Annotated in this window: 24 protein-coding genes, 1 tRNA gene and 1 riboswitch; of the genes, 16 read left to right on the top strand and 9 right to left on the bottom strand. The window is 48.2% G+C overall.

Annotated elements, in window-relative coordinates; genetic code table 11:
- Window positions 1-275 precede the first annotated feature (275 nt).
- The gene (locus ACTCCX_RS00295) at window positions 276-1,739 is read right to left on the bottom strand and encodes an NCS2 family permease (protein WP_463274193.1); all 1,464 of its coding nucleotides are present in this window, start codon (window positions 1,737-1,739) and stop codon (window positions 276-278) included.
- A gap of 336 nt (window positions 1,740-2,075) precedes the next feature.
- Between ACTCCX_RS00295 and ACTCCX_RS00300 the strand changes: the two genes are divergently transcribed.
- From ACTCCX_RS00300 to ACTCCX_RS00310, 3 genes are read left to right on the top strand one after another with little or no spacing between them, the layout of a single operon-like run.
- The gene (locus ACTCCX_RS00300) at window positions 2,076-2,783 is read left to right on the top strand and encodes a metallophosphoesterase family protein (RefSeq protein ID WP_068558428.1); all 708 of its coding nucleotides are present in this window, start codon (window positions 2,076-2,078) and stop codon (window positions 2,781-2,783) included.
- A 52-nt stretch (window positions 2,784-2,835) separates the two neighbouring features.
- Complete coding sequence (locus tag ACTCCX_RS00305; protein ID WP_463274194.1) at window positions 2,836-5,019, top strand: Tex family protein; 2,184 nt, start codon at window positions 2,836-2,838, stop codon at window positions 5,017-5,019.
- Window positions 5,020-5,032: 13 nt separating this feature from the next.
- Window positions 5,033-5,485, top strand: coding sequence for a SprT family protein (locus ACTCCX_RS00310; RefSeq protein WP_463274195.1), 453 nt, complete (start codon window positions 5,033-5,035; stop codon window positions 5,483-5,485).
- A 108-nt stretch (window positions 5,486-5,593) separates the two neighbouring features.
- Here the strand turns inward: ACTCCX_RS00310 and ACTCCX_RS00315 are convergent, their stop codons facing one another.
- Window positions 5,594-6,178, bottom strand: a complete 585-nt coding sequence (locus ACTCCX_RS00315; RefSeq protein ID WP_463274196.1) for a TetR/AcrR family transcriptional regulator — start codon at window positions 6,176-6,178, stop codon at window positions 5,594-5,596.
- A gap of 755 nt (window positions 6,179-6,933) precedes the next feature.
- Here ACTCCX_RS00315 and ACTCCX_RS00320 point away from each other — a divergent pair.
- The 13 genes from ACTCCX_RS00320 to ACTCCX_RS00380 all read left to right on the top strand — a co-directional run bounded on the left by ACTCCX_RS00320 (window position 6,934) and on the right by ACTCCX_RS00380 (window position 18,656).
- Window positions 6,934-7,128, top strand: a complete 195-nt coding sequence (locus ACTCCX_RS00320) for a Flp family type IVb pilin (RefSeq protein WP_463274197.1) — start codon at window positions 6,934-6,936, stop codon at window positions 7,126-7,128.
- A 166-nt stretch (window positions 7,129-7,294) separates the two neighbouring features.
- On the top strand, window positions 7,295-7,867 hold the full coding sequence (locus ACTCCX_RS00325; protein WP_463274198.1) for an A24 family peptidase: 573 nt from the start codon (window positions 7,295-7,297) through the stop codon (window positions 7,865-7,867).
- Between the two features lie 18 nt (window positions 7,868-7,885).
- Entirely contained in the window at window positions 7,886-8,278 is a 393-nt protein-coding gene (locus ACTCCX_RS00330; protein WP_463274199.1) for a TadE/TadG family type IV pilus assembly protein, read from the top strand.
- Between the two features lie 63 nt (window positions 8,279-8,341).
- Window positions 8,342-9,052, top strand: a complete 711-nt coding sequence (gene cpaB, locus ACTCCX_RS00335; protein ID WP_463274200.1) for a Flp pilus assembly protein CpaB — start codon at window positions 8,342-8,344, stop codon at window positions 9,050-9,052.
- A 14-nt stretch (window positions 9,053-9,066) separates the two neighbouring features.
- Window positions 9,067-10,227 carry an AAA family ATPase gene (locus tag ACTCCX_RS00340; protein ID WP_463274245.1) on the top strand — a complete coding sequence of 387 codons (1,161 nt, stop codon included), beginning with the start codon at window positions 9,067-9,069 and terminating at the stop codon, window positions 10,225-10,227.
- Window positions 10,228-10,260: 33 nt separating this feature from the next.
- Window positions 10,261-11,655 (top strand): CpaF family protein, encoded by a 1,395-nt coding sequence (locus ACTCCX_RS00345; protein WP_463274201.1) that lies wholly within the window; start codon window positions 10,261-10,263, stop codon window positions 11,653-11,655.
- Window position 11,656: 1 nt separating this feature from the next.
- Window positions 11,657-12,616 carry a type II secretion system F family protein gene (locus ACTCCX_RS00350; RefSeq protein WP_463274202.1) on the top strand — a complete coding sequence of 320 codons (960 nt, stop codon included), beginning with the start codon at window positions 11,657-11,659 and terminating at the stop codon, window positions 12,614-12,616.
- Between the two features lie 11 nt (window positions 12,617-12,627).
- Window positions 12,628-13,545, top strand: a complete 918-nt coding sequence (locus ACTCCX_RS00355) for a type II secretion system F family protein (RefSeq protein ID WP_463274203.1) — start codon at window positions 12,628-12,630, stop codon at window positions 13,543-13,545.
- A 22-nt stretch (window positions 13,546-13,567) separates the two neighbouring features.
- The gene (locus ACTCCX_RS00360; protein ID WP_463274204.1) at window positions 13,568-16,060 is read left to right on the top strand and encodes a vWA domain-containing protein; all 2,493 of its coding nucleotides are present in this window, start codon (window positions 13,568-13,570) and stop codon (window positions 16,058-16,060) included.
- A 1-nt stretch (window position 16,061) separates the two neighbouring features.
- A complete protein-coding gene (locus tag ACTCCX_RS00365) occupies window positions 16,062-16,406 on the top strand; it encodes a DUF192 domain-containing protein (protein WP_463274205.1) in 345 nt (114 codons plus the stop codon).
- A gap of 71 nt (window positions 16,407-16,477) precedes the next feature.
- Window positions 16,478-17,407: a pilus assembly protein TadG-related protein gene (locus ACTCCX_RS00370; RefSeq protein WP_463274206.1), complete on the top strand. Its 930-nt coding sequence runs from the start codon at window positions 16,478-16,480 to the stop codon at window positions 17,405-17,407.
- A gap of 131 nt (window positions 17,408-17,538) precedes the next feature.
- A tRNA-Leu gene (locus ACTCCX_RS00375) sits at window positions 17,539-17,622 on the top strand.
- Between the two features lie 167 nt (window positions 17,623-17,789).
- On the top strand, window positions 17,790-18,656 hold the full coding sequence (locus ACTCCX_RS00380; RefSeq protein WP_463274207.1) for a YitT family protein: 867 nt from the start codon (window positions 17,790-17,792) through the stop codon (window positions 18,654-18,656).
- Between the two features lie 397 nt (window positions 18,657-19,053).
- Here the strand turns inward: ACTCCX_RS00380 and thiT are convergent, their stop codons facing one another.
- From thiT to ACTCCX_RS00415, 7 genes are all read right to left on the bottom strand, one after another.
- Complete coding sequence (gene thiT / locus ACTCCX_RS00385) at window positions 19,054-19,629, bottom strand: energy-coupled thiamine transporter ThiT (RefSeq protein WP_463274208.1); 576 nt, start codon at window positions 19,627-19,629, stop codon at window positions 19,054-19,056.
- Between the two features lie 57 nt (window positions 19,630-19,686).
- Window positions 19,687-19,788, bottom strand: a riboswitch (TPP riboswitch).
- Window positions 19,789-19,902: 114 nt separating this feature from the next.
- The gene (locus ACTCCX_RS00390) at window positions 19,903-20,223 is read right to left on the bottom strand and encodes a hypothetical protein (RefSeq protein WP_068561744.1); all 321 of its coding nucleotides are present in this window, start codon (window positions 20,221-20,223) and stop codon (window positions 19,903-19,905) included.
- 147 nt (window positions 20,224-20,370) lie between these two features.
- The gene (locus ACTCCX_RS00395) at window positions 20,371-21,156 is read right to left on the bottom strand and encodes an NAD-dependent epimerase/dehydratase family protein (protein ID WP_463274209.1); all 786 of its coding nucleotides are present in this window, start codon (window positions 21,154-21,156) and stop codon (window positions 20,371-20,373) included.
- A 644-nt stretch (window positions 21,157-21,800) separates the two neighbouring features.
- The gene (locus ACTCCX_RS00400) at window positions 21,801-22,142 is read right to left on the bottom strand and encodes a zinc ribbon domain-containing protein YjdM (protein WP_463274210.1); all 342 of its coding nucleotides are present in this window, start codon (window positions 22,140-22,142) and stop codon (window positions 21,801-21,803) included.
- Between the two features lie 308 nt (window positions 22,143-22,450).
- Window positions 22,451-25,123 carry a pyruvate, phosphate dikinase gene (gene ppdK / locus ACTCCX_RS00405; protein ID WP_463274211.1) on the bottom strand — a complete coding sequence of 891 codons (2,673 nt, stop codon included), beginning with the start codon at window positions 25,121-25,123 and terminating at the stop codon, window positions 22,451-22,453.
- Window positions 25,124-25,147: 24 nt separating this feature from the next.
- Window positions 25,148-25,975: a pyruvate, water dikinase regulatory protein gene (locus ACTCCX_RS00410; protein ID WP_463274212.1), complete on the bottom strand. Its 828-nt coding sequence runs from the start codon at window positions 25,973-25,975 to the stop codon at window positions 25,148-25,150.
- A 15-nt stretch (window positions 25,976-25,990) separates the two neighbouring features.
- Window positions 25,991-26,626: a helix-turn-helix transcriptional regulator gene (locus tag ACTCCX_RS00415; protein ID WP_463274213.1), complete on the bottom strand. Its 636-nt coding sequence runs from the start codon at window positions 26,624-26,626 to the stop codon at window positions 25,991-25,993.
- Between the last annotated feature and the right edge of the window lie 218 nt (window positions 26,627-26,844).

Raw genomic sequence — 26,844 nt, forward strand, 5'->3', positions numbered from 1 at the left:
TGAAAAGAGACCTATGCATAAAATTGTCTATCAGACAACACTGTATGCATAAGTCTCACTATTTAAGGTAACACCAGCAGATAGGATTACTCTACTTATTGTTGACGTTACCACAGCCTTGTACTGCTAGTTACTCCCCTATGGAGATATTCAGTTTAACACTCGGACTTATTATATCGACAAAACCATTTAATCGCAACAATTTATTACCGAAAACGAAAACATTTAAAAAAAAAGACACATTTCCGAATCAATCGGAAATATGCCTATTCTTATTAAATCAATGCCAAGATGATGAAGTTAGCAAGGAATAAAGCCGAAGTGAACCAGACGATAGGGTGGATTTCGTACGCTTTTCCTTTTACGACTTTGACGATGCAGTAGAAGAAGAAACCTGCTGCGATACCGTAGGAAATGCTGTAGGAAAGACCCATGAAGATGGATGCGAAGAATGCAGGGATCGCATCTTCCAAATCATGCCAATTGATTTCCGCGAATGAACCCATCATCAAAATACCAACGAGGATCAAGGCTGGAGCTGTAGCAGCGGCAGGCACAACACCGATCAGAGGCGCGAAGAAGGCACTGATGATGAACATGCCGGCAACAACCACAGCAGTCAAACCTGTACGTCCGCCAGCACCGATACCGGCAGCACTTTCTACGTATGTAGTCGTATTGGAAGTTCCAAAAATCGAACCGATTACCGTACCGACTGAATCGGCGAACAAAGCTTTATCCATTTTTGAGCTGAATCCGGATCCTTCTTCAAGGGCTTTTTCATCTTCAGCAGAGAAGATGCCTGTGCGACGGCCGGTTCCGATGAATGTACCGATCGTATCGAACGTGTCGGAAAGGCTGAATGCGAAGATCGTCATCAATACTAAAGGCAACTGGGAAGCATCTGAGAAAAGAGACAAAAGACCTTCTGAACCGAAAGCAGCACCGAAAGTTGTGCCCAATTCGGAAACAGCTGTTGAAAGCGAGTTTGCTTGCAGGCTAGATGTTGAAATGTCGACGACACCCATCGGGATACCCAACAGCGTTGTCGCAACGATACCAATCAAAATCGCGCCACGCACGTTTTTGACCATCAGGACAGCCGTGATGACCAATCCGATTAAAGCCAACAAGGCAGGCATTTGCGTGAAATCAACCAAAGCAGGGACGATACCGCCACCGGTCATGACTGTTCCGACACCGCCAGCGAAAGTTTCTGCTGTCGCGTCATAAGGAGCGCCGTTGATGGCTGTGATCGAGCTTGCGTCAGAAGTGAATTCCAAAAATCCGGCGTTTTTGATTCCGATATAACCGATGAAGATGCCGATACCGCCGCTGATTGCGTGCTGCAGGCTCTCAGGGATCGATTTGATGATCATTTTTCTGACTTTAGTGACGGTGATGAAAACGTTGAGCAGTCCGCAGATGAATACCATGGCCAAAGCTTGTTGCCAAGAAAATCCAAGCGAGAAGACGACAGTGTAAGTGAAGAACGCGTTCAGACCCATACCCGGTGCCAAAGCATAAGGTACATTGGCGAAAAGGCCCATCACCAAGGTGCTGACAGCAGCGGAAATGATTGTCGCCAAGAAGACTGCTTGGCTAGGCATTCCTGATAAAGAAAGGATTGCCGGATTGACAAAAATGATATACGACATTGCGAAGAAAGTTGTGATTCCCGCAACGACTTCTTTGGAAACAGTTGTTCCGTGTTCTTTGAGTTTAAAGAAATTTTCCATTTTGAAAAGATCTCCCATCTGTTTTTTTTCGGCAGCGACAGGAAACAGGTACAATAAATGATTTCAGATGCTTTCCTTGCTTACCACTCGACTATTATAACCAATCACCCTAAGGCTTGCAATAAATAAGTGAATGATTTAATCAATTTGTTAGTTTAATGTTCGTGATTTACCTGATCCAGTAATGAAAGCGGTTCAAAAACGCTGCTATTACTTCTTAACGTTAGCATTTCAGGAAAATAGGATCTTTTTCGGTAAATATGCCTGAGCAGGAAAGCGGGTGATATGCTAAAATGAGAAGTACCGAAGCAGTCTGGACGAAAGAAGGTGCAGAGCATGAAAGAAGAAGTATTTGTGGTGGGCGATGTCCATGGGGAAATCACCTTACTGAAGAAATTATTGGAAAAGTGGGACCGCGAGAAGCAGCAGCTGATTTTTATCGGCGATCTAGGGGACCGCGGCGAAAACTCGAAAGCCTGTTTTCTGCTGGCGAAGGAACTGGTGGAGAAGTACGGTGCTATTTATCTGAAGGGCAACCATGAGGCTATCCTGATGAATTTCATCGCGAAGCCGGAGGAATACGCAGGCAATTATTTTCTGAACGGCGGTTTGGGTTCCTTGGAAAGTTTTCTGCATGAGCGCATCGATGAAGAGTATTCGCCTACTGAAATCGCCCTGATGATGAAACATTACTACAAGGATCTGCTCGCTTTTTTGGCTGAGCTTCCTTTGTACTATGAATGGGAACAATACGTGTTCGTCCATGCCGGTGTAGATTTGGGGAAGAAAGATTGGCACGACAGCTCCGAAGAGGACTTCCTCTGGATCCGCGAACCGTTCCACAAAAAGAAGAACCGCAGCGGCAAAACAATCGTGTTCGGGCATACTCCAACTTTTTATCTCCACGGCGATAACGATCGATCGGACCTTTGGATCTCGGACGATAAGATCGGTATCGATGGCGGAGCCGTCTACGGCGGATCGCTGCACGGCGTCGTATTTGACAAAACCGGTCTGAAAGCGGACCATATAATACAGAAATGATGAAGGTGCCGAAACGGCATTTTTGTTTTGAAAGGCAGGAATAAATAACACTATGACAGAAACAGCTCAACAAATCGTTATGGACTTGGTGAAAGCAGAGCTAAGCCAATTCAGACCCGCACAAATCGAAAAAGTACTGCAGCTATTGGAAGAGGGTAATACCGTCCCTTTCATCGCGCGCTACCGGAAGGAAGCGACCGGATCGCTCGATGAGGTCGAGATCCGCGAAATAGAAGAGCGCCACCAATACGCGACGAACCTGTACAAGCGCAAGGAAGAAGTCATCCGCATCATCGAAGAGCAAGGCAAACTGACGCCAAAGCTCAAAGCGGATATCGAACGCGCCGAAAAGATGCAACGCGTTGAAGACCTATACCGTCCCTACAAACAAAAACGCCGCACGAAAGCCGCAATCGCCCGCGAAAAAGGCTTGGCTCCGTTTGCCGAGTGGCTGATGAACGGACCGACGAGCGGATCCTTATCAGTAGAGGCGAAGGCCAAGGAATTCCTGAATGAGGAAATGGAACTTTCTACTATAGAAGACGTTTTGGCTGGGGCCCATGAAATCATCGCCGAAATCGTCAGCGATGAACCGGCTTACCGCGAACATATCCGCGAGTTCACGCGCAAAAACGGCCAGGTCGTCAGCACGGTGAAGGATGCCGAGAGCGACGAAAAGGGCGTCTTCGAGATGTACTACGATTTTTCCCAAGGTGTGGCCACGGCCGTACCGCACCGCATCCTGGCTATGAACCGCGGCGAAAAAACCGGCATCCTGAAGGTTGCGATCGCGGTCGATGAGGAGAAAATCTTCGCGTATTTGTCGAAGAAAATTCTGAAGAATCCGAACAGTATCGCTGCGCCGTACGTGAAGGCCGCCTATGAAGACAGCTACCGCCGTTTCATTGGACCGGCCATCGAACGCGAACTGCGCAACGAATTGACCGAAGCCGCCGATGCGCAAGCGATCGACGTCTTCGGCGACAACCTGCGCAACCTGTTGCTGCAGCCGCCTTTGAAAGGCAAAGTAGTGCTTGGTTTGGATCCGGCTTACCGGACCGGCTGCAAGTTGGCGATCGTCGATGCGACCGGTAAAGTATTGGCGAAGAGCGTTATTTATCCGCACAAACCAGCCAACCAGGAAAAACGCGCTGCTGCCGGTCCGGCTTTCCGCAAAATGCTTCAGGACTACAAAGTCGAAATGGTCGCCATCGGGAACGGAACCGCTAGCCGCGAGTCCGAGCTGTTCGTATCCGAGCAGATCAAGCAAGTGCTGAATACGGTCTACTACGCTATCGTCAATGAAGCGGGCGCTTCGGTTTATTCCGCCAGCGATATCGCCCGTGAGGAATTCCCTGATTTCCAAGTCGAAGAACGCAGTGCCGTCAGCATCGCGCGCCGTCTGCAGGATCCGCTTGCCGAATTGGTGAAGATCGATCCGAAATCGGTTGGTGTCGGCCAGTATCAGCATGACGTTTCCCAAAAACAGTTGGGCGAACGCTTGGACTTCGTCGTCGAAACCGCCGTGAACCAAGTCGGCGTCAACCTGAACACGGCCAGTGCGCCATTGCTGCAGCACGTTGCCGGTCTGAACAAAACCATCGCCAACAACATTGTCACTTTCCGCGAAGAGAATGGGGCTTTCGACAGCCGCCAACAATTGAAGAAAGTGCCGCGTCTCGGCCCGAAAGCTTTCGAACAATCGGTAGGCTTCATGCGCATTGCTGGGGGCAAGAACATCCTTGACAACACCGATATCCATCCCGAATCCTATCCGGCCGCCAAAGAAGTGCTGGCACTGGCTGGGCTTAGCCTGAAGGACATCGGAACCGAACAAGCCCGTGAAGCGCTGGGAGCGTTGGATCGCACCAAAGCCCGCGAAGCAACCGGTCTCGGTAAGGAAACGTTGCAGGATATCATCGCCGGTCTAACGAAACCGGGCCGCGATCCGCGCGACGACATCGCCCAACCTTTGCTGCGCCAAGATGTGCTCTCAATGGAGGACTTGAAGCCAGGTATGGAACTGCAAGGGACCGTCCGCAACGTTGTGGACTTCGGCGCCTTTGTCGACATCGGGGTCAAACAGGACGGCATGGTCCACATCTCCAAACTCAGCAACCGCTTCGTCAAGCACCCCTCCGATGTGGTCGCAGTCGGCGATATCGTGACCGTTTGGGTCGATCATGTCGACACGAACAAAGGCCGGGTTGCCCTGACGATGCTGCCGCAAAAATAATGAGGAACAATTGATGAACGAACAAGAACTGCAACGGTTGGTGGAGCACATTTCGAGTACCGTTTTCCGGAAACCGTTCCGCCACCGCGCCAGTTTTAACCGCCGCCTCAAGACGACAGGCGGACGCTACCACCTGGGAAGCCACGATTTGGATTTCAATCCGTTGGTGCTGGAGTTGCACGGAATGGAAGAACTGGAGAAGGTTGTCAAACACGAACTCTGCCACTACCACTTGCATCTGGAAGGCCGGGGATACCAGCATCGGGATGCCGACTTCCGGAACCTGCTGAAGGAGAGCGGCGGGAGCCGATTCGTCAAGGACCTGCGCGGACCGGTGGATACGGCTCCGCCGAAATGGCTCTACAGGTGCAGTGCCTGCGGGCAGATGTATCCGAGGAAAAGAAGGATAGATCTGAAGAAGTATGTGTGCGGGAAGTGCAAGGGGAAGCTGAAGATAACGGGTTAACTTTGCGGCAAGCAGGATTCAATGGCACATAAAAAGATGGGACCGCGATCACAACGAACGCAGTCCCATCCTTTTTGGTTCTATAAAAATTCAACAATAAGCTAATGATTACTTGTTTATGTTTTCGATTTTAAAATTGTAGAAATCAACGAAGTCTTGTGTCACCGTTTCAGGAGAAGTAGAAAAATCTTCAGATATCCATCCGGAAATTGTACCCATCAATCCATAAGTAAATATTTTTGTATATGTCTGCAATCTGTTTTCGGCCGTGTCGGCTTGTGGAGACCAGATGTCCATCAGCTTATCCTGCATAGTCTGTGAATATTTTTGGGAAATCATCGGCAGAATATCAGTTTGCTTAAAGATTGAAAGGCTGTATCTGTTCCGATAGACGAAGTCAAAAATGATGATGTCCTTTTTATCCATCAATATTTTGCTCTTCGGATGGTATTTTTGAAAGCTTGTTTGGAAGGCAGCACCAAATTCGTCAAGCAGATCCTGAGTCACATCATCCAACAGCGCAAACTTGTCGACGTAGTGATTGTAGAAGGTCGTGCGGTTAAACTCGGCCGTTTCAACGATATCCTTGACCGATATATAGGCGAAACTTTCCGTCTCCAATAAACGCAGCAAAGCGTTCTTGAATAAATTTCTCGTTCTGTGTGCACTTCTGCTATCCGATCCATGTTGCATCCATAATCCTCCTTCAATAAAGAAACAAATTCATTCCGAATGTTGAAAATATGAACAAATCACTCTGTTGTGTCCAGAATTTGCACAAAGCTCCGGAATATGTGTATTGAATATACTTAAAAATATTATAAAATAAGGACATAAGTTAAATACACCAAAAAATAAGAACGGAACAACATTCCAACGCAACGATTTTTTTCTTCAGTCTTCACACCTTCAAACAGACCAATCTGGTCCACAAGAGTTTTATCATCGTATTGTTTTCATCACATTTAAATCTAAAAAAAAATTCAAAGTTATTAAAAAAGTCTCCTCCAACTCGCATCATCAGCAGCACAACTCTTCTTTGAAATCCATCAAATACTTGCTTCAGCTTCTGAATTTTTCACCGCACCCAAATCTTTGTAATCCAGCAACTACCAAGTTACTTACCTTTAAGTTAGTGGGATGAACATACAATCAAGGTAGGTTTAACGCTCTTTTCAAAGCGCTGATAAATTGTAAGATGATAAAATATATTTATTATTAATATAACCTTTTTTTGGTAACTTGTAAATAACTACATTAGAATTATTTAATGTAATTGCCATTAACGGATTCATTCCGATGGCCTCCATTTTTGAATAGATATGCACCGGGAAAGTATGTCGATTGAAAAATGGAGTTGTTGCTCATTGAAGTGACTTCAGCAAACGAAGCCACCTCATAAACAACAACAACATTAAAAATACGGATAGAAAGAGGAGGAAATTATCATGGAAATCATTAGAAGATTAGTTAGGGAAGAAGAAGGACAAGGGTTAGTTGAGTATGCGTTGATTATTGCATTAATTTCTTTAGTATTAGTCACAGTTGGACCATGGATTACCGAAGCTGTTGGTACACAATTTAGTGCAATTGCAAAGTCTCTAAGTGGGGCGAGCACGACTGCGCCGACTCAAGTAAAATAATAAGCTATCCAAGAAAAAAATTACTATTATTTTATATTCCCGCTGATTCCGGCGGGATTTTTTTCTAAAAACCTCCAACATAATATCCGCATATGATCCAGCAATCATAAAATAATAATTCATTTATCCAAAAATAAAAACTAAGAACATGAAAGGAGCAATTACTATGGTTACGGCAAACAACTTACTGCTGCTGATGCTCGTCGCGGTATCGGGATTTTTTGATCTGAAAGAGCGAAAAATTCCGAACAAAATAACTTTCACGGGCATTCTCATCGGCATTCTGTTCAACATCATTACGGGAGGTTGGATAGGATTGCTGCAAAGCCTGCTCGGGATGTTCGCCGGACTGGCGATTTTTTTCCTGCCCTTTGTGATGGGCGGCATGGGGGCCGGGGACGTCAAATTGATGGGAGCCATCGGCTCCTTGATGGGCTGGCGCTTTTCACTGGTCACGGCGCTCTATTCAGCTTTGGTCGGTGGAGTGATGGTCCTGGTCTATCTGCTTTATACAGGAAAATTGAAGGACACACTCAAAAAAATGATCTTGGCATTGATCGGTCAGTTATTCCATCTCCTGAACCAGATGGGCTACAACAAAACAATCGACCAGATCCAGCAACGTTACGTCAAAGATGGGCAAACGTACAAGAAAATCTATATTCCCTATGGCGTTGCCATCGCGGGCGGAACCGTACTTGTCTTGCTGGCAACCAGTCAAGGGATCCATATTTTCTGATGAAAGAAGGTGGCATTCTTGAGGCTATTATCAAAATTACGAAAAAATGAAAAAGGCCAGTCACTTGTTGAATTTGCGCTGGTGTTGCCGATTCTGTTGCTTTTGGTCCTGGGAATGCTGGAATACGGCTGGATGCTGAATGCAAAAATAACCGTTACCGGCGCAGCAAGGGAAGGGGCGCGGGCAAGCTCTGTGGTAGGAAAAGAGAACAGCGCTCAAGCCTATACTAAAGCTTTTGCTGCTGCGAATGCATATATGGGCGTGGGAACATTGGCGCCTGGCGACGTGACGGTAACGGTTTCGGCAGATAACGTAAAAGTGACCATCAAGTATGATAAGGAACCGCTTGTCGGCCTTTATATCAAGGATGATATGCTCATAACGAGCAGTGTGACGATGCGGATGGAGTAGAACTGTTTCGTTGGTTGTTCTATCGGATTTTATTATGCAACAAGTAGGAGAGGTGAGCGGTTTATGAAGACCAAAAAGAGAGTTTGGATCATCACTGCTGTATTGGCGTTGATCACAACGGCCATGGTCTATCTTTATTTAGGCCAAGTGAAGGCAGCCAGCCAGGAGAATAAGGTAGAAATGAGTCAGATAGTCGTCGCGCTCAGTGAAATCCCAGCCCACGTCAAAGTGACGGAGGAGATGCTGGAAGTCAAGGAGATACCGACGGAAGCGGTCCATGCGGACACATATACAGAAATCGCGGATGTGGTCGGTGGCACAACGACGACGAATTTGATCGCAGGCGAACAAGTATTGAGCGACCGTATCGTTTTGGACACAGGGGAGTCGGAATTGTCCTACCGGATTCCGGAAAACATGCGGGCAATCACAGTGCCGGCATCGGAAGTCAACGGCGTGGGCGGATACATCGTTTCAGGGGATAAGCTGGATATTCTGGTCAGCTATGTCCCTTCCGATGGGGTACAGGTTGTCTACACCCAATTGCAGAATATTGAAGTGTTGGAAACGGGGCCGAACGTTGCAGCCGCTGAAGCTGAATCGGCAGTCCCGACATCCCTGACCTTATTGGTTACCCCGGCACAGGCAGAAGTGATCGCCTATGCGAATTTGAGCGGCAGCTTCCACTTCACCTTGCGTAATCCGGTTGATACCGCAAAACAGGAAGTACCCAGCTATGGCACGGAAAATTTTGATTCTTGGAGAGAGCGGTGAGTATAGTGAATAAAATGAGAGTGATATTACTAGCGGACTCAGAAACCGAGCGTCTGGACCTGGTCGACATGTTGAAAAACATTGATTACATTCAATTAATCGGAGATTTCATAGCTGAAGAAGATGCTTGGCAAATGATGGAACGCTCCCCAGCGGACATCCTTTTGGTTGGAGCGGGAAGCAAGGACGAACGCTACGCATTCACGCAAAAAATTTCTTCCCACTATCCTCAAGCCGGCATCATAATGATCGAAGGGGAGCTGCAGGAAGAGACCATGCACAACGCGCTTTTTGCTGGAGCGAAGGATGTGCTGATCAAACCGATCGATCCGGAAAAATTGATGAACGCCATTTACCGCATCCATCAACTGAAGGAGCGCATCGGCACCGCCAAGCAGGCAGCCCCGCAAAAGAAAATCAGGAAGAGCGAATTGGGGCAGGTGTATACAGTATTCAGCACCAAGGGAGGGGTGGGCAAAACGTTCGTATCCATCAATCTGGCGGCGACTTTGGCAAAGGACTCTCAAAAAAGGGTTGTACTGGTCGATTTGGACCTCGATTTCGGCAACGCAGCTTTGGCCTTGAATCTGTATCCCAAATTCACTATCTCGGATGTCATCGATGACATTCGACATGTGGACAGCGACTTGATCGAAAGCTACCTCATTCCGCATGAATCAGGCATCAAGTTGCTGCCTGCCAACAGTCAGCCATCGCTGAATGAATTCATCAATGCGGAACATATCCGGATCATTCTGGAAGCCCTGCGGGAATCCTTTGACTATGTCATTGTTGATATGCCTGCCCGGTTCTTCGAAACGATTATGCCCGCTTTGGCTCTGGCCGATCATCTCCTGGTCATCACCACCCCTGAAATCTCCTCGGTCCGCAACATCAAATCCATGTTGGTCACCTTGAAAGATTTGAATTTTCCACAATCGAAGATCCGCATCGTCCTGAACAAAGCAGATAGCCGAGGGGACATCAAGAAAAATGATGTGGAAGCCACTCTGAATAAAAAGGTGGATGCTTCGATCGGATTCGATTACCGCAGGGTGCTTTCATCGTTGAACCGCGGCGTACCACTTGTCCATGAATATCCTAAAAACATCCTTTCCAAAAACATCGATAAAATGAAGATACAATTCGAACAGAATGAGCCACTGAAGGCATAAATCAGAATGCACACATAAAAGAGGGTGAAAGACATGAATCTAGGATCTTACGGGAACTTTGGTTTGACGGAGAGCGCCAGCCGTGAAGAAAAAAAGGAAACTCAAAATGGCCTTGTGAAGAGGCGGAGGGACCTGGATGAATTGGCCTATGAGGTTCTGCAGATTGTGATAGACCAAATTTCTGCGACAAAAGAGGACGGCAACGATGTCTCTGTGCAGAAAAAAAACCAGGAAAAAATCAATGAAATCATCGGCAGCATCATCTTTGAACAAAAGCGGCACCTGTCCTTTGCGGATAAACAAAAAGTGAACCAATCCGTCATGAATGAGATTTACCAATTCGGTCCGATTAGTGACTTATTGAGTGATGATTCAATCACCGAAATAATGGTGAACGGCCCCAAAAAAATCTTCATTGAACGCATGGGGAAGATCATTCAGACGGACAACGAATTCAGGGATGACAAACATGTTATGCACATCATCGATAAAATCATCTCGCCGCTCGGAAGAAGGGTTGACGAGAGTTCCCCATTGGTGGATGCCCGATTGCCAGATGGATCGCGGGTGAACATCATCATTCCGCCATTGGCTGTGAAAGGTCCTTCCATCACAATCCGGAAATTCTCCAAAGACCCTTTGACGACCGATGATTTGATTTCCTTCGGTACGCTCAGCGGCGATATAGCAGAGTTTCTCCGTTTGTGCGTAAAGGGAAGGACCAACATCCTGGTTTCCGGAGGGACCGGCTCAGGGAAGACAACGTTGCTGAATGTCCTGTCCAGCTACATACCTGAGTCTGAGCGGATCGTGACGATTGAGGATGCCGCCGAGGTCCAACTGCAGCAATCACATGTGGTCACGTTGGAATCACGGCCTGCAAATATTGAAGGAAAAGGAAACATCACAATCCGCGATCTGGTCGTCAATTCGCTGCGGATGCGCCCGGATCGCATCATAGTCGGGGAGGTCCGTGGCGGGGAAGCGCTGGATATGCTGCAGGCCATGAATACAGGCCATGACGGTTCCTTGACGACGATCCACGCGAACACACCAAGGGACAGCCTTTCCCGCTTGGAGACGATGGTGATGATGTCCGGCATCGAATTGCCCTCGCGCGCCATCCGTGAACAAGTGGCGGCCGCCATCGATCTTATCGTCCAGGTGGAACGGATGATTGACGGCAGCCGGAAGGTGACGAAAATCAGTGAAATCGTCGGTTTGGAGGGCGAAATGGTCACCTTACAGGATATATTCACATTCCGGCAGAACGGCATCGATGAAAAGGGTGTCGTGAAAGGCAAACACCAGGCTACGGGGATCATGCCGAATTTCTTGGATAAAATCCAAGCTCATGGAGAAACGGTTCCGTCTAGCCTGTTCAAGACGGGCGGAACGAATATAGACCCTTTAAGAAAGGGGTTTTAATATGGGAACGTTAGTGTTGTTGCTTGTTTTTACGACGGCGCTTTGCTTGTTTTATGCGTTATTTCTATTGTTCTTTGAACACCGCTATTCCGTCAAAAATCGGCTGATGCAAGCAGGGGAATCTTTCGATCCCTATGAGGCAGAGGAAGCAAAAAAACAGACCAGCATGCTGAAAGGATTGGTGCGGCAAGCAATCAAAAACATCGAGAAATCCAATTATTATGCAAAGATAAAGACGAAATTATTGCAGGCCTACATCAAGATGAAGCCGATCGAGTTCATTGAAATTTCGCTTATTTCGGGGTTGGCTTTGTCGGGCATCTTGTTCTTGCTCACTTCGAATGGGCTCCTGGCGTCGATAGGATTTCTATTGGGGTTCAGGCTGCCTGAATCCGTCATCGAAACGATCCGCAGGAAGCGCATGAAACAACTGAATGATCAATTGCCCCAGGCGCTCAGCTTGGTCGCGAACGGGCTCCGGGCAGGCTTCAGTTTTCCGCAGGCAATGGCTGTTGTCAGCCGGGAAATGGAAGCACCGATTGCCGATGAGTTCGCCAAAGTGCTGCGGGATAATTCCTTCGGCAAAAATATGGATGAAGCGCTGGAGGATTTAGGGAAAAGAACCGATGATGAGGATCTGGATATCTTCATCACAACCTTGTTGATTCATCTCCAGGTAGGCGGCGATCTGTCCGAAATTCTGGACACCATTTCCGGAACAATCCGGGAACGCGTCAAACTGAAAGGGGATATCCGAACGCTTATTTCCCAAAGCAAGATGTCGGCTTGGGTAATCGGCGTCCTTCCGGTGGCGATCGGAGCAGCCTTGTTTGTCCTTAACCCTGATTATATGGGGACCATGCTGAATGATCCAATCGGATTAGTCCTATTAGGCATCGCCGGAGGGATGGTCCTGCTAGGCGCTTTTGTCTTGACTAAAATCGTAAAAATTAAATTATAGGGGGGATCACCATGGAATTGCTCGTATACGTGTCTTTGTTTCTTACCAGTTCATTTCTGTTCTATCTTTTCTATGAAGTATTGCTGTATCCGAAACAAGTATTGCGCGAACGACTTGACAATATCAAGGTGATGGCTGATACCCGCGATGTCTTTGACGAAGAAATGCGGGAGACCTTTGCTGAAAGAGTCATCAACCCAGCTTATGAGCGGTTGATTCAGGCGTTGGGGAATGTGGCACCCTCCGCAATAAAAGAGCAGTATGACTCGTTGCTCAACAGCAGCGGGACGAGGGACAAGATGCGGTTCAACAATGTCATCGCCATCCAACTGATGTTGGGAACACTCCTCTCATTCGCAGTCTATTATCTGATGAGAGTGACCGGCCAACCATCCAATAACCTTTATGTGTTCTTGACGAGTGCCATCGGTTTCCTGCTCCCGTATCTCTCGTTGAGATCCAAATCGCAAAAAAGGATAGAGGAAATCAAATATGCCCTACCGAGCTTCCTGGACATCCTCTATGTGAGCGTGGAAGCGGGTTTGTCCTTCGATATGGCCATCTACCGGACCACAGATAAGATGAAAGGGCCGTTGAGTGAAGAACTGCTTTACACAATGAACGAGATGAATAAGGGGCGAGACCGATCCGAAGCGTTGCGGGACATGGTCAAACGCACGCAAGTCGCTGATTTGGGTACTTTCGTGACTTCGATCATCCAGGCTGAGGAGATGGGCTCCAACATCGGGAATGTCCTGCGGATACAGGCGGATACGATGCGGTTGAATAAACGCCAGCGTGCGGAGGAAAAAGCGGCCAAAATACCGACGACCATGCTATTTCCGATCGTATTTTTCATGTTCCCGGCTTTGTTCGTCGTCATCCTGGGGCCAGCTGCCATCAATATAATGGGCACATTAATGAAGTAAAAAAAGAAAGGAGACGAGCTGCATGACCATCAAAAAAGGATGGATAATCTGCGTTGTGATGGCGCTTGTCGGCTTCGGAAGCATGCCGGTTTACTCAGCAGCAGAGACCGGCACATCTAAGAAAATTGCGGTTTCGCTTGTGATCGATACATCCGGCAGCATGAAGGAAACGGACCCTGCCAATCTCAGAAAAACGGCTGCGGATATCTTTGTGGGTATGCTCAGTCCGGAAGACTATGTTGGCATCGTCTCCTTTTCTACTGAAGTGACGGAATTGGCGCCGCTGCAACAAGTTGGGGATGCGACGAATAAGCAGGCCATAAAGGGTGCACTTGCCCCAATTGTCAATGCGAACGGGAACACGAACTATCAGTTGGCCTTGCAAAAGGCCGAACAGCAATTGGACAGCTATACGCAAGAGGATGTCCGCAAGGTCGTCATTTTCCTTACGGATGGCGTCCCGGAGCCGGACTATGCGCTGCGGGAGGACGCTGCCTTCATGTCATCCTATATGGAATCGCTTTGGCAAACGACCGCCCAACTTGGGCTGAAGAACTATGCCGTCTACGCGCTCGGATTCGGAACAGCTGATCCGAGCACGCTGCAACGGATCGCCAGCGAAACGCGTGGAGAAGCCAAATTCCTCGGAAATGCCAATGAAATCGCAGTCAATTTTTTTGAGGTACTGCGAACATTGAAGAACAGACAGGGATTCTGGAACGAGACAGTGGCAGTTGCGGGCGAAACGGTTTTACCTTTTCAGATAGACGGGTATGATTCCCAAGTTACGATGGCAGTAACGTTTGACGCAACAGGCATGGATGCATGGGTACGGTCAATAAATGGATTGGACAGCACCGGGAAAATGAATATTCAAAAAACCGAAAGTTACACCATCCTCACGCTGAATCAGACAGATAAGGAATTGGCAGGGGAATGGGAATTGGTGCTCAGCGGTGCAGGTGCTGCACAGTTGTTCGGAGATAAGGATTTGAACTTGAAAGCTTGGATGCAGGAACCGAAGGCCAATGTGCAGCTTTCTTTGGATGAACCCATTGAAATAGCCGTAGCCGTTACCGGGGAGATGACAGCAGATATGTCCGTAGCCGTTTTGATCTCAAAAAACGGCAGTACGGACATAGAAACGGTTCCTTTGGTACTGAAGGACGGTACGTACGTGGCGACCTATGAGAACGTCGACCAAGCGGGAACCTATATTTTGGAAACACAGATCAGCGAAAACGGAACCGCAGTTACAAGCAATTCCACATCCGTTTCTGTTCAACAACTCCCAGCAGTGATAAGTGAAACGGGTATCCAGGACGGCATCTATAAATTGTCGGAAAGCCAATTCATAACCGGATCGCTTGACTTGGACGGTGTCCCGTTGACGGGCATACCGGAACTTAACATCACCAGCTTCAGCCTCATCGAACATTTTTCGGATGGCCGTCAGGAAATTCATCCGATGTCGGACAGCGAATCCGAAAACAGCGGCGATGCGCTGAATGGAGACGGCATCTATTCATATCCTCTGTCTATGGATGAAGACGGGGATTTCACTGCCAGTTTGATGGTTCAAGGGATTTATCAAGGCGGTTCGTTTACGCTCGAAAAGGAATTGGGCAACTATCAGGTCGTTTCCGGCGGGATGATCTCCGGAACATTTGCAGAAGCTGAGCTTTTCGGAAAGCCAGGCGGAGAGCTGACCATTCCGGTACAACTCGTAAACAATTCAGGAAGGAACGAAACTGTCCATGTTTCACTGCTTTCGGAAAAGGTAATTTCCGATGAGCAGACTTTGACGCTGGAAGCCGGAGAAAAGATCGAAACATCCTTTTCGGTGAAACTGGCTGATGACATGCCACTTGAAAAGCAGCCCGTCTCCTTGGTGCTTGCGGCTGAAGATCCTTTGACAGGCGTGGAAGCGGGCAAGCAAACAAATATAGCAGTGCTCTCAGGGAATGCACTGTTCATCAGAAATTTGGGTATTTTTCTTTCTAATAATACACTTCTGATAGTGTCCCTACTGTTGTTGCCACTGCTGATCTTCATGCTGGGAAGAATCCTGTACGCTCTCAAGATGAAAAAAGCTTTGCAAATAGCACGTTCTTTAAAATATTCCCGCACAGAAAACCTTGAGGATGCAAAAGAACTCCGTTTGTCGAAGAAAGCTGGGAAATTAAGGATTGCAATGGGCGAAGAAACTACTGATGCGGATCTCTTTCTGCTGGGGCCAAAAATCCCTTATCTGTTGACTGTGGAAATAGGCTTCCATCCATCTGGAAGTAAATGGCTGGAAGGGTTGCGTTCTTTTTCGAAGGCACATCTGCCTATGCATATAACGGTTGCCACCACACCTCCCGGTATCATCAAATTGAACGGTGAAGTTTACACGAGCAAAGAAATATTTGATCAGGACGTTTTTGAATCCGGTGGTTATCAATTCACCTATCAGGCAGAAAAAGCTCTGATAGAAGACAAAGCCAGAAATCTATTGGAAGGTAAAATGTGATATGGGTAAAATAATCAATATGAGAACGAACGAAATTATCTTGGATGACCTGCAGACCGCGGATACCTTTCTGACAAGGTTCCGTGGCCTGATGGGAGTCAAGGCGATATCCAAAAATATGGGGTTGAGGATTGCTCCGTGCAACAGCGTGCATTGTTTTTTTATGCGTTTTCCGATTGATGTCATTTTTTTGGACAAGCAGAATCAGGTCATCCATATCCAAAAAAACATGAAGCCCGGAAGCATTTCCCCAATCATCAAAAAGGCAAAGAGCGTGATCGAAGCCAATGCCGACACCCTCAGTAATGTCTTGGAGCTAGGAGATAAACTAGCTTTTTATGATTAAGCGGTTAGTGAGCCGACTGATTTTTGATGTAACGTCTTATGGAGGAATATATTTTGAAAGGAGGGCAGGCCATGCTGAAAATCTTCAAGAATTTCAAGAAAGAAGAGTCAGGGCAGGCGCTGATCATGGTTGCTTTGCTGCTGGGCGTCTTAGGAGGATTCACGGCACTGGTAGTCGATGTGGGCTACATGTATGTCCAAAAGAGTCAACTGCAGAGCGCAGCGGATGCTGCTGCTTTGGCTGGAGCGATTACGTTAGGGAAAACGACAACTGGCGTAAATACTGCTGTCAACGCTACGGTGGGTACATATCTTGACGACAATTTGGATGGAGCCTTCATATACACCCAGGCGGATGACCTCGTGGTGGATGCAACGAACAGGACGGTTAAGGTATCTGTAGGACAGGTCACACCGAAGTTTTTTGCCGGCATCCTTTCCGCTGGAACAACTATAATCAAGGCGGATGCTACGGCCAAGTATACGGAACGATGGGACGGTGAAGCATTGCCGTTTGTAAATTTGGATGATGATTACACTAAAGCCAATCTTCAGATCCAACTGTGGGAAAAGTTGGGAAATGGTGATTTCGAAAGTTTATGGAAAGATGATTACAAGGCAGTCAACAGCGGCGAGAGTAATGCCTTTTTTGATGTTGAATATGCGGATGGCCTATCCGTCACGAAAGGTGTCGTAGCGGAAGGTCCGGAAAAGATAAAGTCAAATATGCAAATCATCATGGACCGCAAACAGGATGTCTATATCTTGAGTCTGTCAAAAGCAGTCATAGACTCAAAAAAATATGCAGATATCGGGAATAAGTTGGTGATCGATTTCAAGGATCTTGTGCTGATCAAGGTAGAGATTGTATCTTTTGATCCAAACGGCAACAATCCTGCATTGGTACTGAAGGTTAAGAACGTCTACAATATCGGATCGGGAGAGTACCCTGTCGACTATAATCTATTGAATGGATTGGTTAAATCTACCTTAATTGAATAAGGGAGCATAATAATGAAGCCGGCTTTTCAACAGTTGGCTTTTTAAGATTATCAACAAAATGCTCAAAAAAATATTTTGCAACTTTCGTTGACAGAAAACCACTTCAAAAGTATAATGAAATAGTTGGTTTTGCGGTCATGGCGGAATGGCAGACGCGCCAGCTTGAGGGGCTGGTGGGAGTATCTCCCGTGGAAGTTCGAGTCTTCTTGGCCGCATAATAATTCAAAAAAGGATTTCCTTCATCATATCTGATGTCGGGATTCCTTTTTTCTTTAAATTATTTCCAAATTTGCATACTGTTCTTCCCATCATCCATTTATCTGTTATAATGGCGTGGATATCTTTTTCCTGAAAGTTATCCCATACAAAGGAGGGGGCTTGTTTGAAGCTTTTACATACATTAAAACCGATAGTTGCAGTCATAGCAGGGAACATCATCGTCGCGTTTGAGATTGCGGCATTCATATTGCCGAAGAATCTGATCGCCGGAGGATCGACGGGGCTTGCCATCATTTTGAATCATTTCTTCGGGTTGAACATTTCGTTGGTCGTGCTGATTTTCAATGGTCTCATGTTTTTCATCGGAGCCGCGTTGTTGGGAAGGAAGTTCGCCTTGACGACGATACTGAGCACAATCATTTTCCCGACTTTTTTGACTTTTTTCCGAACAATACCGGCTTTGCAGGATATGACTGACGATATCTTGCTTTCGGCAATCTACGCTGGAATCCTGTGCGGGTTGGGTGTGGGGCTGGTGTTCAAGGTCGGCGCTTCTACGGGCGGGATGGATATTCCGCCGCTGCTCCTGAACAAGCATTTCCGCATTCCGGTTGCAGTGGGAATGTATGCGTTCGACGTCATTTTTTTGCTGATCCAGGCGTTCTTTTCCAGCATGGAAGAGATTCTTTATGGGCTCATCATGGTGTTCCTGACGTCCATCGTCATCAACAAAGTGATGGTAACCGGAACGAATAAGATGCAGCTTTTCATCATTTCCAAAAAGTTCGAGGAAATCAAAGAGGCGTTGCTGTATGTGCAGGATGTCGGTCTGACCCTGGTGAATATCGAAACGGCTTTTGAGGGGGCGCAGCAGCAAGCGGTGCTGTGCGTCATCGAGCAGCATAAGATGTCGGCCATCAATGCCCTGGTCAACGACATCGATCCATTTGCTTTTGTGATCATCGGTCAGGTGCATGAGGTTGCCGGGAAGGGTTTCACATTGGAACGCCAGTCCGGATTAGTCGAATAGAATCAAAAAACTGAGGCGCGCTCCAATTTTGGAGCACGCCTCAGTTTTTCTGTAATTAAAAGTGGATGTTTCATGACCGGGTTACCGGTCCAAATTGGGCGATCAAGTCATGGATTGTCGGCTGTTCTCTTTGCGTTCATACGCAAACAACCGAGAGATCCACGAAGCGTCGGCTGTTCTGGCCGAATGCGGAAGCAAACAACCGAGCTCTCCGCGAAGTGTCGGTTGTTCCGGACGAACGCGGAAGCAAACAACCGAGAGAACCGCGAAGTGTCGGCTGTTCCAGCCGGACGCGGACGCAAACAACCGAGAAATCAGCGAAGTGCCGGCTGTTCCGGTCGAATGCGGATGCAACCAGCCGACATAGTTCATGAACAACGGTTGTTCCGGCACAGAATCAGTATCCGCGGACTGATTTTTTCGGAACGTACAATTGCGGATTGGTTTTGGCGATGATAGCCAGCACCATGATGGTGAATGCGCCGGTCGCCAAGGCGCTGGCGCCATTCAGCGTGATGGAGTAGAACCATGCGCTCCAGCCTTCAGGCGCGTAGGATCCCCAGAAATAGTAGCCGGCGATCGTGTGCCAGAAATAGCGGCCGACAGTCCCGACGACAGTGCCTATAAAGACATTCCACAAGAGCATTTTTTTATTTTGATCCGCAATCGCCTGTTGCACTTTCGGCGTGAAAAGACCCGCCAAACCAGTGAAACCAAAGGCGATGAAGTACTCGATGAAACCTTGCAGCGGCGTTAAAATATAGGCCGTCCCGATCAGAATGTGCAGCACGCCCCACAGGAAACTGGCGAAGAAGCCTGGGATCAGACCACGGCGCAGGCAGTAAAGCATCATGACTGGTGCTCCCACCGTTACGGAAAAACTTGGGCCGATATTGAAAGGAATCAGGGACAACACGGTCGCCAAGGCAGCAATGATGGTTCCTTCGATCCAGATGTTCAGATTTTTTGACATAAAAAACTCCTCCTTTATTGGGCGATACATACCATCAACAAAGGAGGAGAATAAAATTCAATTCTCAATCACAATCCCTACGCTCGTACTAACGAACAGGTTCGAAGGGTCAGAATCTATGTTCAATCTCAGCCGCGGACGGCCCCCCTTTGTGAAACGGTTTATTCAGTTAAGTTATACTTTACTATAGTTGATTTTTTTATGCAAGTTGCACGGTGCACAAAGCCGCATCCCGGACTATGCCAGAATGGCTAAACACTTGTGTGAAATGAACTATTTCTGCTCTTTTTCGGCTTGCGCCTTCAGGATGGCTTCGCGCTTCTTTTTCTTCTGCGTATTCATGTAGGAATCGATTATGCCACCGGTCAGCATGCCGATACCGAAGCCATAAGTCAGGTTGCCCGCGAAATAACCGATTGAAGCCCCGATCAGCATGCCGTACATCGTAAAATTGAATGAATTCTGCAATTTCGGATCTTCGTCGACCGGCAGTTTTTTATTGGTTACCGCGCCAGTATTGTTTTTATGCAGTTCCGGTATTGTTGGTTTCACATTTCTGCGTTGGATCTGGTTGCCTTTGTTCTTTTTCGCCATTCAGTGTACTTCCTTCCGTCTATCTGACACTTGTATTGTCTCCAATGAACATCATATCAGTTCATTTCCGGCTCTTCAATAGAACTTTGCTCGCGGATATACGCAGAATCGTAAAAATAATATAAGTCTTCCCAAATCGGAGGATCCTTAATCTTCTTCGGACAGTTCGACCGGGTCGCCGTTGTCATCCTGGAAATAGCCCTTCAGCACAAAAGCATCATCGCTCGGCCGATAACCGAGGGCAGTTTTGGCCTGTGAGATGTCCAAGCGTGGGAAGCGGTTATCCGATAGCCCGTTCACCAACAGGAACGGCTCAACAAGTTTAGCTTTGAGGGCGCAGTCGACTAAATGGCAAAGGTCTCGTGGAGACAGGTATTCGGCCAATCCCGCTTCGTCGACGATCGGCTCATCGAGGTTTTCATCAAAATTACCGATGCGGATGCCGATGGATTCTTGGCCTTCGGTAAAGGCGAAGTGACTGGCCAATCCTTCCAGATAGACTTTCGAAACGCCGTAAATATCGCCCGGACGGACAGGTTCATCGACGTGAACCTGCACATTTTTCGGGTAAGCGCTGACGGCATGGATGGAACTGGCGAAGATGATACGTTTGACGAAGTTTTCGTACTTGGAGGATTCCTTGAACAGGTAGAAGGGCATCTTGTAGTTCAAATCGATAAGCTCATCGTCAAAAATAGCATCGGGTGAAGGATTGCCGGCCAGATGGATAACGTAATCGATCCCTTCCAGCAGCCCGTCCCAGTTGCCGGCGACAGTCAGGTCCAACTCTTTGACGATGGTGCCCTCCAAAAGGGCCGGATCGACGTTATGGAAATGGATATCCACCAAAGTCAGTTCGTAGCTCTCCTTCAGATGATCCGCCAAAATTCTTCCTATATTACCGCTTGCGCCGGTGATCATGATTGTGGTCATTGTCGAAATACCCCCTTGTTTTTTTTACAGTTGCTATCGTGAACGTCTTTGTTTTAACTGTATGCAAGCCACCGGAAAATGTCAAAGAATAGCCCTTACAAAAACGGCGATTCGTCGGACGAAAAGGGAATGTTATATTTGAGTAAAATGTAGGTAAATTAATTGAGACACGGGCGTTATCCCTGTATAATAGGGGTAAGATGATAGGCAAGGGCAAGACACTTTTCAATCGAAAACGAAGGGGTGAGTCGGATGGACTTGTTGAATTTGCAAATGCGCGCTTCTCAAGGTCAGTGCGGATCTGTTGTGCAACAATCTTCCCATTCATTCTATTGCCCGACAGAGCACGTGCTTTCGCATGTGTTTTTTTCTTGGTCCTGATCGGGATCAACGGAGCTTATCATCATGAATACACGCATCAAACGGGGGTGATGACCATACTACTTTCTCAAAACAAGTCAAAACGGAAAGGAACGGTGATCCGACGTATATCTCCTAGCTGTCAGGTGTGACAGCCATCGTACTGATGAAAGGCGTGAGGCCGGATAGAATGGTAACGTATCACCCGATCAAGTCTGATAATAAAAAAACTGGCGAGGATCCTTTGTGGGTCCATCGCCAGTTTTCTTTGTTTTGAATCTGTATTATGCTTTTTTGACGAACTCGGATTTCAGCTTCATCGCTCCGAAACCGTCGATTTTGCAGTCGATGTTGTGGTCGCCTTCGACCAAGCGGATGCCTTTGACTTTTGTGCCGACTTTCAAAGCGCTCGAGCTGCCTTTGACTTTCAGGTCCTTGATGACCGTAACAGTGTCGCCATCCTGCAACAGGTTGCCGTTTGCGTCTTTGACGATCAGTTGGTCCGCGTTCGTTTCTTCAGCCGCATCCGCGCTCCATTCGTGGGCGCACTCGGGGCAGACAAGCATTACGCCGTCTTCGTAAGTGTAAGGGGAGCCGCATTTGGGGCAATTCGGTAATTCCATCATGATTGTTATTCCTCCGTTGTTATGATTAAATGTCTGCTGACTTTTCATTTCCGGCCTTTTTTTCCGAGGCGGAAGATGCCTCTATACTGCCACATTTTCGCCTTGTTGACAATAGAATTCGGACAATATAAGAATAATAACCAATAATCAGAAAGAGCAGGAATGTTCGAAGGGCATCAAACGAGAATCGTGGTCTGGATGTTGCCTTTAGATTGTCGGATAAACTCAAATTATCCGACAATCCCGAATCTGCACAAAAACAACCCCACCAGCAATGATGATGGCTGGTGGGGTTGTTTTCAATTTGGTCAGATTGTGTTGCTCAAAACAGCATCGTTCTGAACAGACATTTTTGCTTTGTTTTCTTTGATCGCAACTTGCGCGGCAGCCAAGCGGGCGATCGGCACACGGTACGGCGAGCAGGAAACGTAATCCAAGCCAACGCTTGAGAAGAAGGCGATGGATTCGGGATCGCCGCCGTGTTCGCCGCATACGCCCAGTACCAAACCAGGATTGGTTTCGCGGCCCAATTTGGCGGACAATTTGACGAGTTTACCGATGCCTTTGACATCCAACGAGTGAAACGGATTCGGCTTCAGCAAGCCTTTGTCTTCGTATTCCTGCAGGAACTTGCCTGCATCGTCGCGGGAGAAACCGAAGCCCATCTGGGTCATGTCGTTCGTGCCGAAACTAAAGAAGTCTGCCTCCAAAGCGATCTCATCGGAAGTGACGGCCGCGCGCGGAATCTCGATCATCGTTCCGATCAAGTAAGGGATGGTTGTTGCTTTTTCAGCGAAGACCTCCTCGATCTCCGCAACGATCTCTGCTTTGACATAGCGCAGTTCATCGACATCGCACACCAACGGAATCATGATTTCCGGTGTGATTGTGCTGTTGGTTTCTTCGATTGCTTCGATGGCGCCTTCGATGATAGCGCGCGCCTGCATCCGGTAGATTTCCGGGTAGGTGACAGCCAGACGGCAACCGCGGTGGCCGAGCATCGGGTTGACCTCATGTAAGGAGTCGATGTGCGCCTCCAATACAGTCAGGCTGATTCCCATGGCTTCTGCGAGCGCAGCTTTGTCGGCACCCGTGGTCGGCAGGAATTCATGCAAAGGCGGGTCCAGCAAGCGGACGGTCATCGGACGTTCCTGTAGCAAGGCGAACATTTCCTGGAAATCCTGGCGCTGCATTCTCAATAGCTTATCCAAGTATTTTTTGCGCTCATCCAGAGAACGGGAAAGGATCATCTGGCGGACAACCGGAATACGATCATTATGGAAGAACATGTGCTCAGTCCGGCAAAGGCCGACTCCTTCCGCGCCCAAGGCCAACGCCTGCTTGACGTCAGTCGGGGAGTCCGCATTGGCTTTGACCTGCAGCACTTTCATTTCATTGACCCATTCCATGAAGGTGCTGAATTTGCCGCCCAAAGTTGGGTTCTGTTTGGCGATGGTGCCGGCGTAGACTCTGCCGCTTGCGCCGTCGAGCGACAGCAGGTCGCCTTGGTGCAGGGTCACGTCATCGATGACGACGGTTTTGTTTTCTTCATCAATGACTGCAGCTGTGCAGCCGGCCACGCAGCATTTGCCCAAACCGCGGGCCACGACTGCCGCGTGCGAAGTCATGCCGCCACGTGCCGTCAGGATGCCTTCGGAACTCATCATGCCGGCCAAATCTTCAGGAGATGTTTCGCGGCGGACCAGGATGACCGGCAGGCCGTCCTTTTGTGCCGCTTCGGCGTCGGCTGTGGAGAAGTAGATATGTCCGGATGCCGCTCCAGGAGAAGCGCCGAGCCCGGTAGCCAATAAGGTGGCTTCAACCAAGGCTTTCGCGTCGAAAGTAGGATGGAGCAATTTGTCCAATTGGTCGGTTTCGGTGCGCATGACGGCTTCTTCTTTCGTGATCAGGCCTTCTTCAGCCAAGTCCACAGCTACTGCGACCGCTGCGGCTGCTGTGCGTTTCCCGTTGCGGGTCTGGAGCAGGAACAGTCTGCCTTTTTCGATCGTGAATTCGATGTCCTGCATATCGGCATAGTGGTCTTCCAGTTTTTGGGCGATGGTCTTGAATTCATTGTAGACGGTTGGCATTACTTCCTGCAGGGTATCGATGTCCAAAGGGGTGCGGATGCCGGCAACGACATCTTCACCCTGCGCATTCATCAGAAATTCGCCGAACAGTTTTTTCTCGCCGGTCGCCGGGTTGCGCGTGAAGGCCACGCCGGTACCGGAATCGTTGCCGCGGTTTCCGAAGACCATGCTTTGGACGGTGACGGCTGTGCCGAGATCATGCGAAATGTTGTGGATATCGCGGTATAAGATAGCCCTTTCATTGTTCCATGAAGTGAAGACAGCCTGGACGGCTTGGTGCAGTTGCTCCAGTGGGTTTTGCGGGAACGTTTCGCCGGTTTCGCGTTGGTAGACGGATTTGTATTGCGCGACCAACTCAGTCAGATTTTCCAAAGTCAATTGGTTGTCGAACTCGTAACCGTTCTCATTTTTGATTTTATCCAAGATTGCTTCGAAATGGATGCGTGGGACGGATTTCACGACATCGGCAAACATCTGGATGAAACGACGGTAGCTGTCGAAAGCAAAAGTCGGGTTCTGCGTCTGTTCAGCCAGGCCTGCGACGGAAGCATCGTTCAGCCCCAAATTCAGGATCGTGTCCATCATGCCGGGCATCGAGAAGGCGGCACCAGAACGGACCGACACCAGCAACGGGTTGGCAGGATCATGGAAAGATTTCCCGACCGCGTTTTCCAGGTCGATTAGGGCGGAATCGATCTGCTGCAGGAGCGGGGTCCAGAGCGTTCTGCCTTCTTCGAAATAATGGATGCAGGATTCCGTTGTGATCGTGAATCCTGGAGGGATGGGCAAGCCAAGGTTGGTCATCTCGGCGAGGTTCGCGCCTTTTCCTCCCAACAGCATCTTTTGTTCTTTCTTGCCTTCTGAAAAACGATAAACCCATTGCTTAGTCATATTCTTTTCCTCCATCTGGTTGGTTTATAAATGTTTACGGCTGATGTTCATGACATCCATGTAATGCAGGATGTGGTCAGCAGTTTCTTCAATCGCTTTGTTCGAAACATCGATGACTTCGCAGCCGATCTGTTTCATGATCTGGTCTGCATATTCGAGTTCTTCGAGGATGCGTTCCATGCCGGCATAGCTGGCTGAGGGCGGCAGTCCCAACGTTTTCAGGCGCTCTTTGCGGACTTCGTTGAGTTTTTTCGGCGAATTGATCAGACCGATGATCCGCTCCGGCGCTATCGAGAAAATCTCTTTCGGCGGCTTCGATTCCGGAAAGAGCGGAATGTTCGCGACTTTCACATTCTTGTTCGCCAGATAGATCGAGAGCGGCGTTTTTGATGTGCGGGATACGCCGATCAGAATGATGTCGGCTTTTTCGATGCCGCGCGGATCGCGTCCGTCGTCGTATTTGACGGAAAACTCGATGGCCTCGACGCGGTTGAAATAATCTTTGTTGAGCTGGCGGTTGATGCCCGGTTTTTCCAGCGGCTTCATCTGGAACAGCTGGCCCAGGCCCTTCATCACCGGGCTGTAGATGTCGACGCCGATCAGGCCGGCTTTTTCGATCCGGTCCTGCATGTAGTCGGCCATCTCCTTTTGCACGAAGGTGTAGAAGATCATGGCTTTCTCGTCTTCGCCAGCCTTGGCGCAGATGGCGTCGATTTCCTCGAGCGTCTGCACGTAGGAATACTTCTTCAATTGGTAGTTTTCCGTCTCAAACTGGAAGAGGGCGGAACGGATCACCTGATCGGCTGTCTCGCCGACGGAATCGGATACTAGATAAATCGCATTAAGGTCCATGTGCACACTTGCCTCCTATAGGTCTTTGTTGAATATATCAAGCAGCAATCTGCTGGCGGTCGATTTCGAAAATTTTCCGATGACCTCTTTTTTGCCGGTCTCTTCATACACGGAGCGGGAAAGCACCGGCAAACTGTCGACGCGATGGGTGATGAGCAACTTCGTGGCATCGACAACGAGCGTATCGCTGAAAACAGTGTGCAGATTCGGCATCTTCGTCATGACCATTCCGACCGGGATAGCATTCAGATCGGAGTCTCCCAACGCGCTTTTGAGTAGATCCTTGCGGGATACGATCCCCAGTATTTCCCGGTTGTCGGTGACATAAAGGGAACCGCAATCCTCCAGGAAAAGCTGGATGATGGCATCCTGTATACTCGTTTCTTTTGTAAGGTTGACCGAGATGGCCATTACTTTCTCGACTTTTTGTTTGGCGATCTGTTCGACCAAAACGGAATTGGTGTGCTCCTCGTTGATGAGATAACCAACTTTTGGTTTGGCTAGCAGTATACCGCTCATCGTAAGCAACGAAAAATCGGGGCGCAGCGTCGCACGGGCAAAGCCCAGTATAGAGGCAATCTTTTCACCGGAAATCGGCTGCTGTTTCTTGACGATTTCGATGATCTGTTTTTGCCTGTCTGAGAGTTCCATTTCCTCACCTCCATCCTTAATGTGATGTTTTAATGTTTATATAGTATGTCACATTAGGGGCGTTGTCAACAAAAAGTGACGTCATTTTTGTGATTTGATTTTTTATTGGGTAGTGCAGTGGATGATGAATTCTTCGGAGTTATCCATCATCCTCGAACACATTCAGATCGGTTTCCGATAAAGCCGGCGCCAATTTTGTGGTATCCTGCACCTTGCTA

The sequence above is a fragment of the Trichococcus sp. genome, assembly GCF_055118575.1.

What these genes read in the sequence shown, in the direction of transcription:
- ACTCCX_RS00400 (WP_463274210.1), bottom strand. Translation starts at nt 22,142, where the DNA reads ATGATGGAATTACCGAATTGCCCCAAATGCGGCTCCCCTTACACTTAC.
- ACTCCX_RS00395 (WP_463274209.1), bottom strand. Translation starts at nt 21,156, where the DNA reads ATGACCACAATCATGATCACCGGCGCAAGCGGTAATATAGGAAGAATT.
- ACTCCX_RS00360 (WP_463274204.1), top strand. Translation starts at nt 13,568, where the DNA reads ATGACCATCAAAAAAGGATGGATAATCTGCGTTGTGATGGCGCTTGTC.
- ACTCCX_RS00325 (WP_463274198.1), top strand. Translation starts at nt 7,295, where the DNA reads ATGGTTACGGCAAACAACTTACTGCTGCTGATGCTCGTCGCGGTATCG.
- ACTCCX_RS00365 (WP_463274205.1), top strand. Translation starts at nt 16,062, where the DNA reads ATGGGTAAAATAATCAATATGAGAACGAACGAAATTATCTTGGATGAC.
- ACTCCX_RS00320 (WP_463274197.1), top strand. Translation starts at nt 6,934, where the DNA reads ATGGAAATCATTAGAAGATTAGTTAGGGAAGAAGAAGGACAAGGGTTA.
- ACTCCX_RS00390 (WP_068561744.1), bottom strand. Translation starts at nt 20,223, where the DNA reads ATGGCGAAAAAGAACAAAGGCAACCAGATCCAACGCAGAAATGTGAAA.
- ACTCCX_RS00410 (WP_463274212.1), bottom strand. Translation starts at nt 25,975, where the DNA reads ATGGACCTTAATGCGATTTATCTAGTATCCGATTCCGTCGGCGAGACA.
- ACTCCX_RS00345 (WP_463274201.1), top strand. Translation starts at nt 10,261, where the DNA reads ATGAATCTAGGATCTTACGGGAACTTTGGTTTGACGGAGAGCGCCAGC.
- ACTCCX_RS00310 (WP_463274195.1), top strand. Translation starts at nt 5,033, where the DNA reads ATGAACGAACAAGAACTGCAACGGTTGGTGGAGCACATTTCGAGTACC.
- ACTCCX_RS00350 (WP_463274202.1), top strand. Translation starts at nt 11,657, where the DNA reads ATGGGAACGTTAGTGTTGTTGCTTGTTTTTACGACGGCGCTTTGCTTG.
- ACTCCX_RS00295 (WP_463274193.1), bottom strand. Translation starts at nt 1,739, where the DNA reads ATGGAAAATTTCTTTAAACTCAAAGAACACGGAACAACTGTTTCCAAA.
- cpaB (WP_463274200.1), top strand. Translation starts at nt 8,342, where the DNA reads ATGAAGACCAAAAAGAGAGTTTGGATCATCACTGCTGTATTGGCGTTG.
- ACTCCX_RS00355 (WP_463274203.1), top strand. Translation starts at nt 12,628, where the DNA reads ATGGAATTGCTCGTATACGTGTCTTTGTTTCTTACCAGTTCATTTCTG.
- ACTCCX_RS00315 (WP_463274196.1), bottom strand. Translation starts at nt 6,178, where the DNA reads ATGCAACATGGATCGGATAGCAGAAGTGCACACAGAACGAGAAATTTA.
- ACTCCX_RS00305 (WP_463274194.1), top strand. Translation starts at nt 2,836, where the DNA reads ATGACAGAAACAGCTCAACAAATCGTTATGGACTTGGTGAAAGCAGAG.
- ACTCCX_RS00370 (WP_463274206.1), top strand. Translation starts at nt 16,478, where the DNA reads ATGCTGAAAATCTTCAAGAATTTCAAGAAAGAAGAGTCAGGGCAGGCG.
- ACTCCX_RS00340 (WP_463274245.1), top strand. Translation starts at nt 9,067, where the DNA reads ATGAGAGTGATATTACTAGCGGACTCAGAAACCGAGCGTCTGGACCTG.
- ACTCCX_RS00300 (WP_068558428.1), top strand. Translation starts at nt 2,076, where the DNA reads ATGAAAGAAGAAGTATTTGTGGTGGGCGATGTCCATGGGGAAATCACC.
- ppdK (WP_463274211.1), bottom strand. Translation starts at nt 25,123, where the DNA reads ATGACTAAGCAATGGGTTTATCGTTTTTCAGAAGGCAAGAAAGAACAA.
- thiT (WP_463274208.1), bottom strand. Translation starts at nt 19,629, where the DNA reads ATGTCAAAAAATCTGAACATCTGGATCGAAGGAACCATCATTGCTGCC.
- ACTCCX_RS00415 (WP_463274213.1), bottom strand. Translation starts at nt 26,626, where the DNA reads ATGGAACTCTCAGACAGGCAAAAACAGATCATCGAAATCGTCAAGAAA.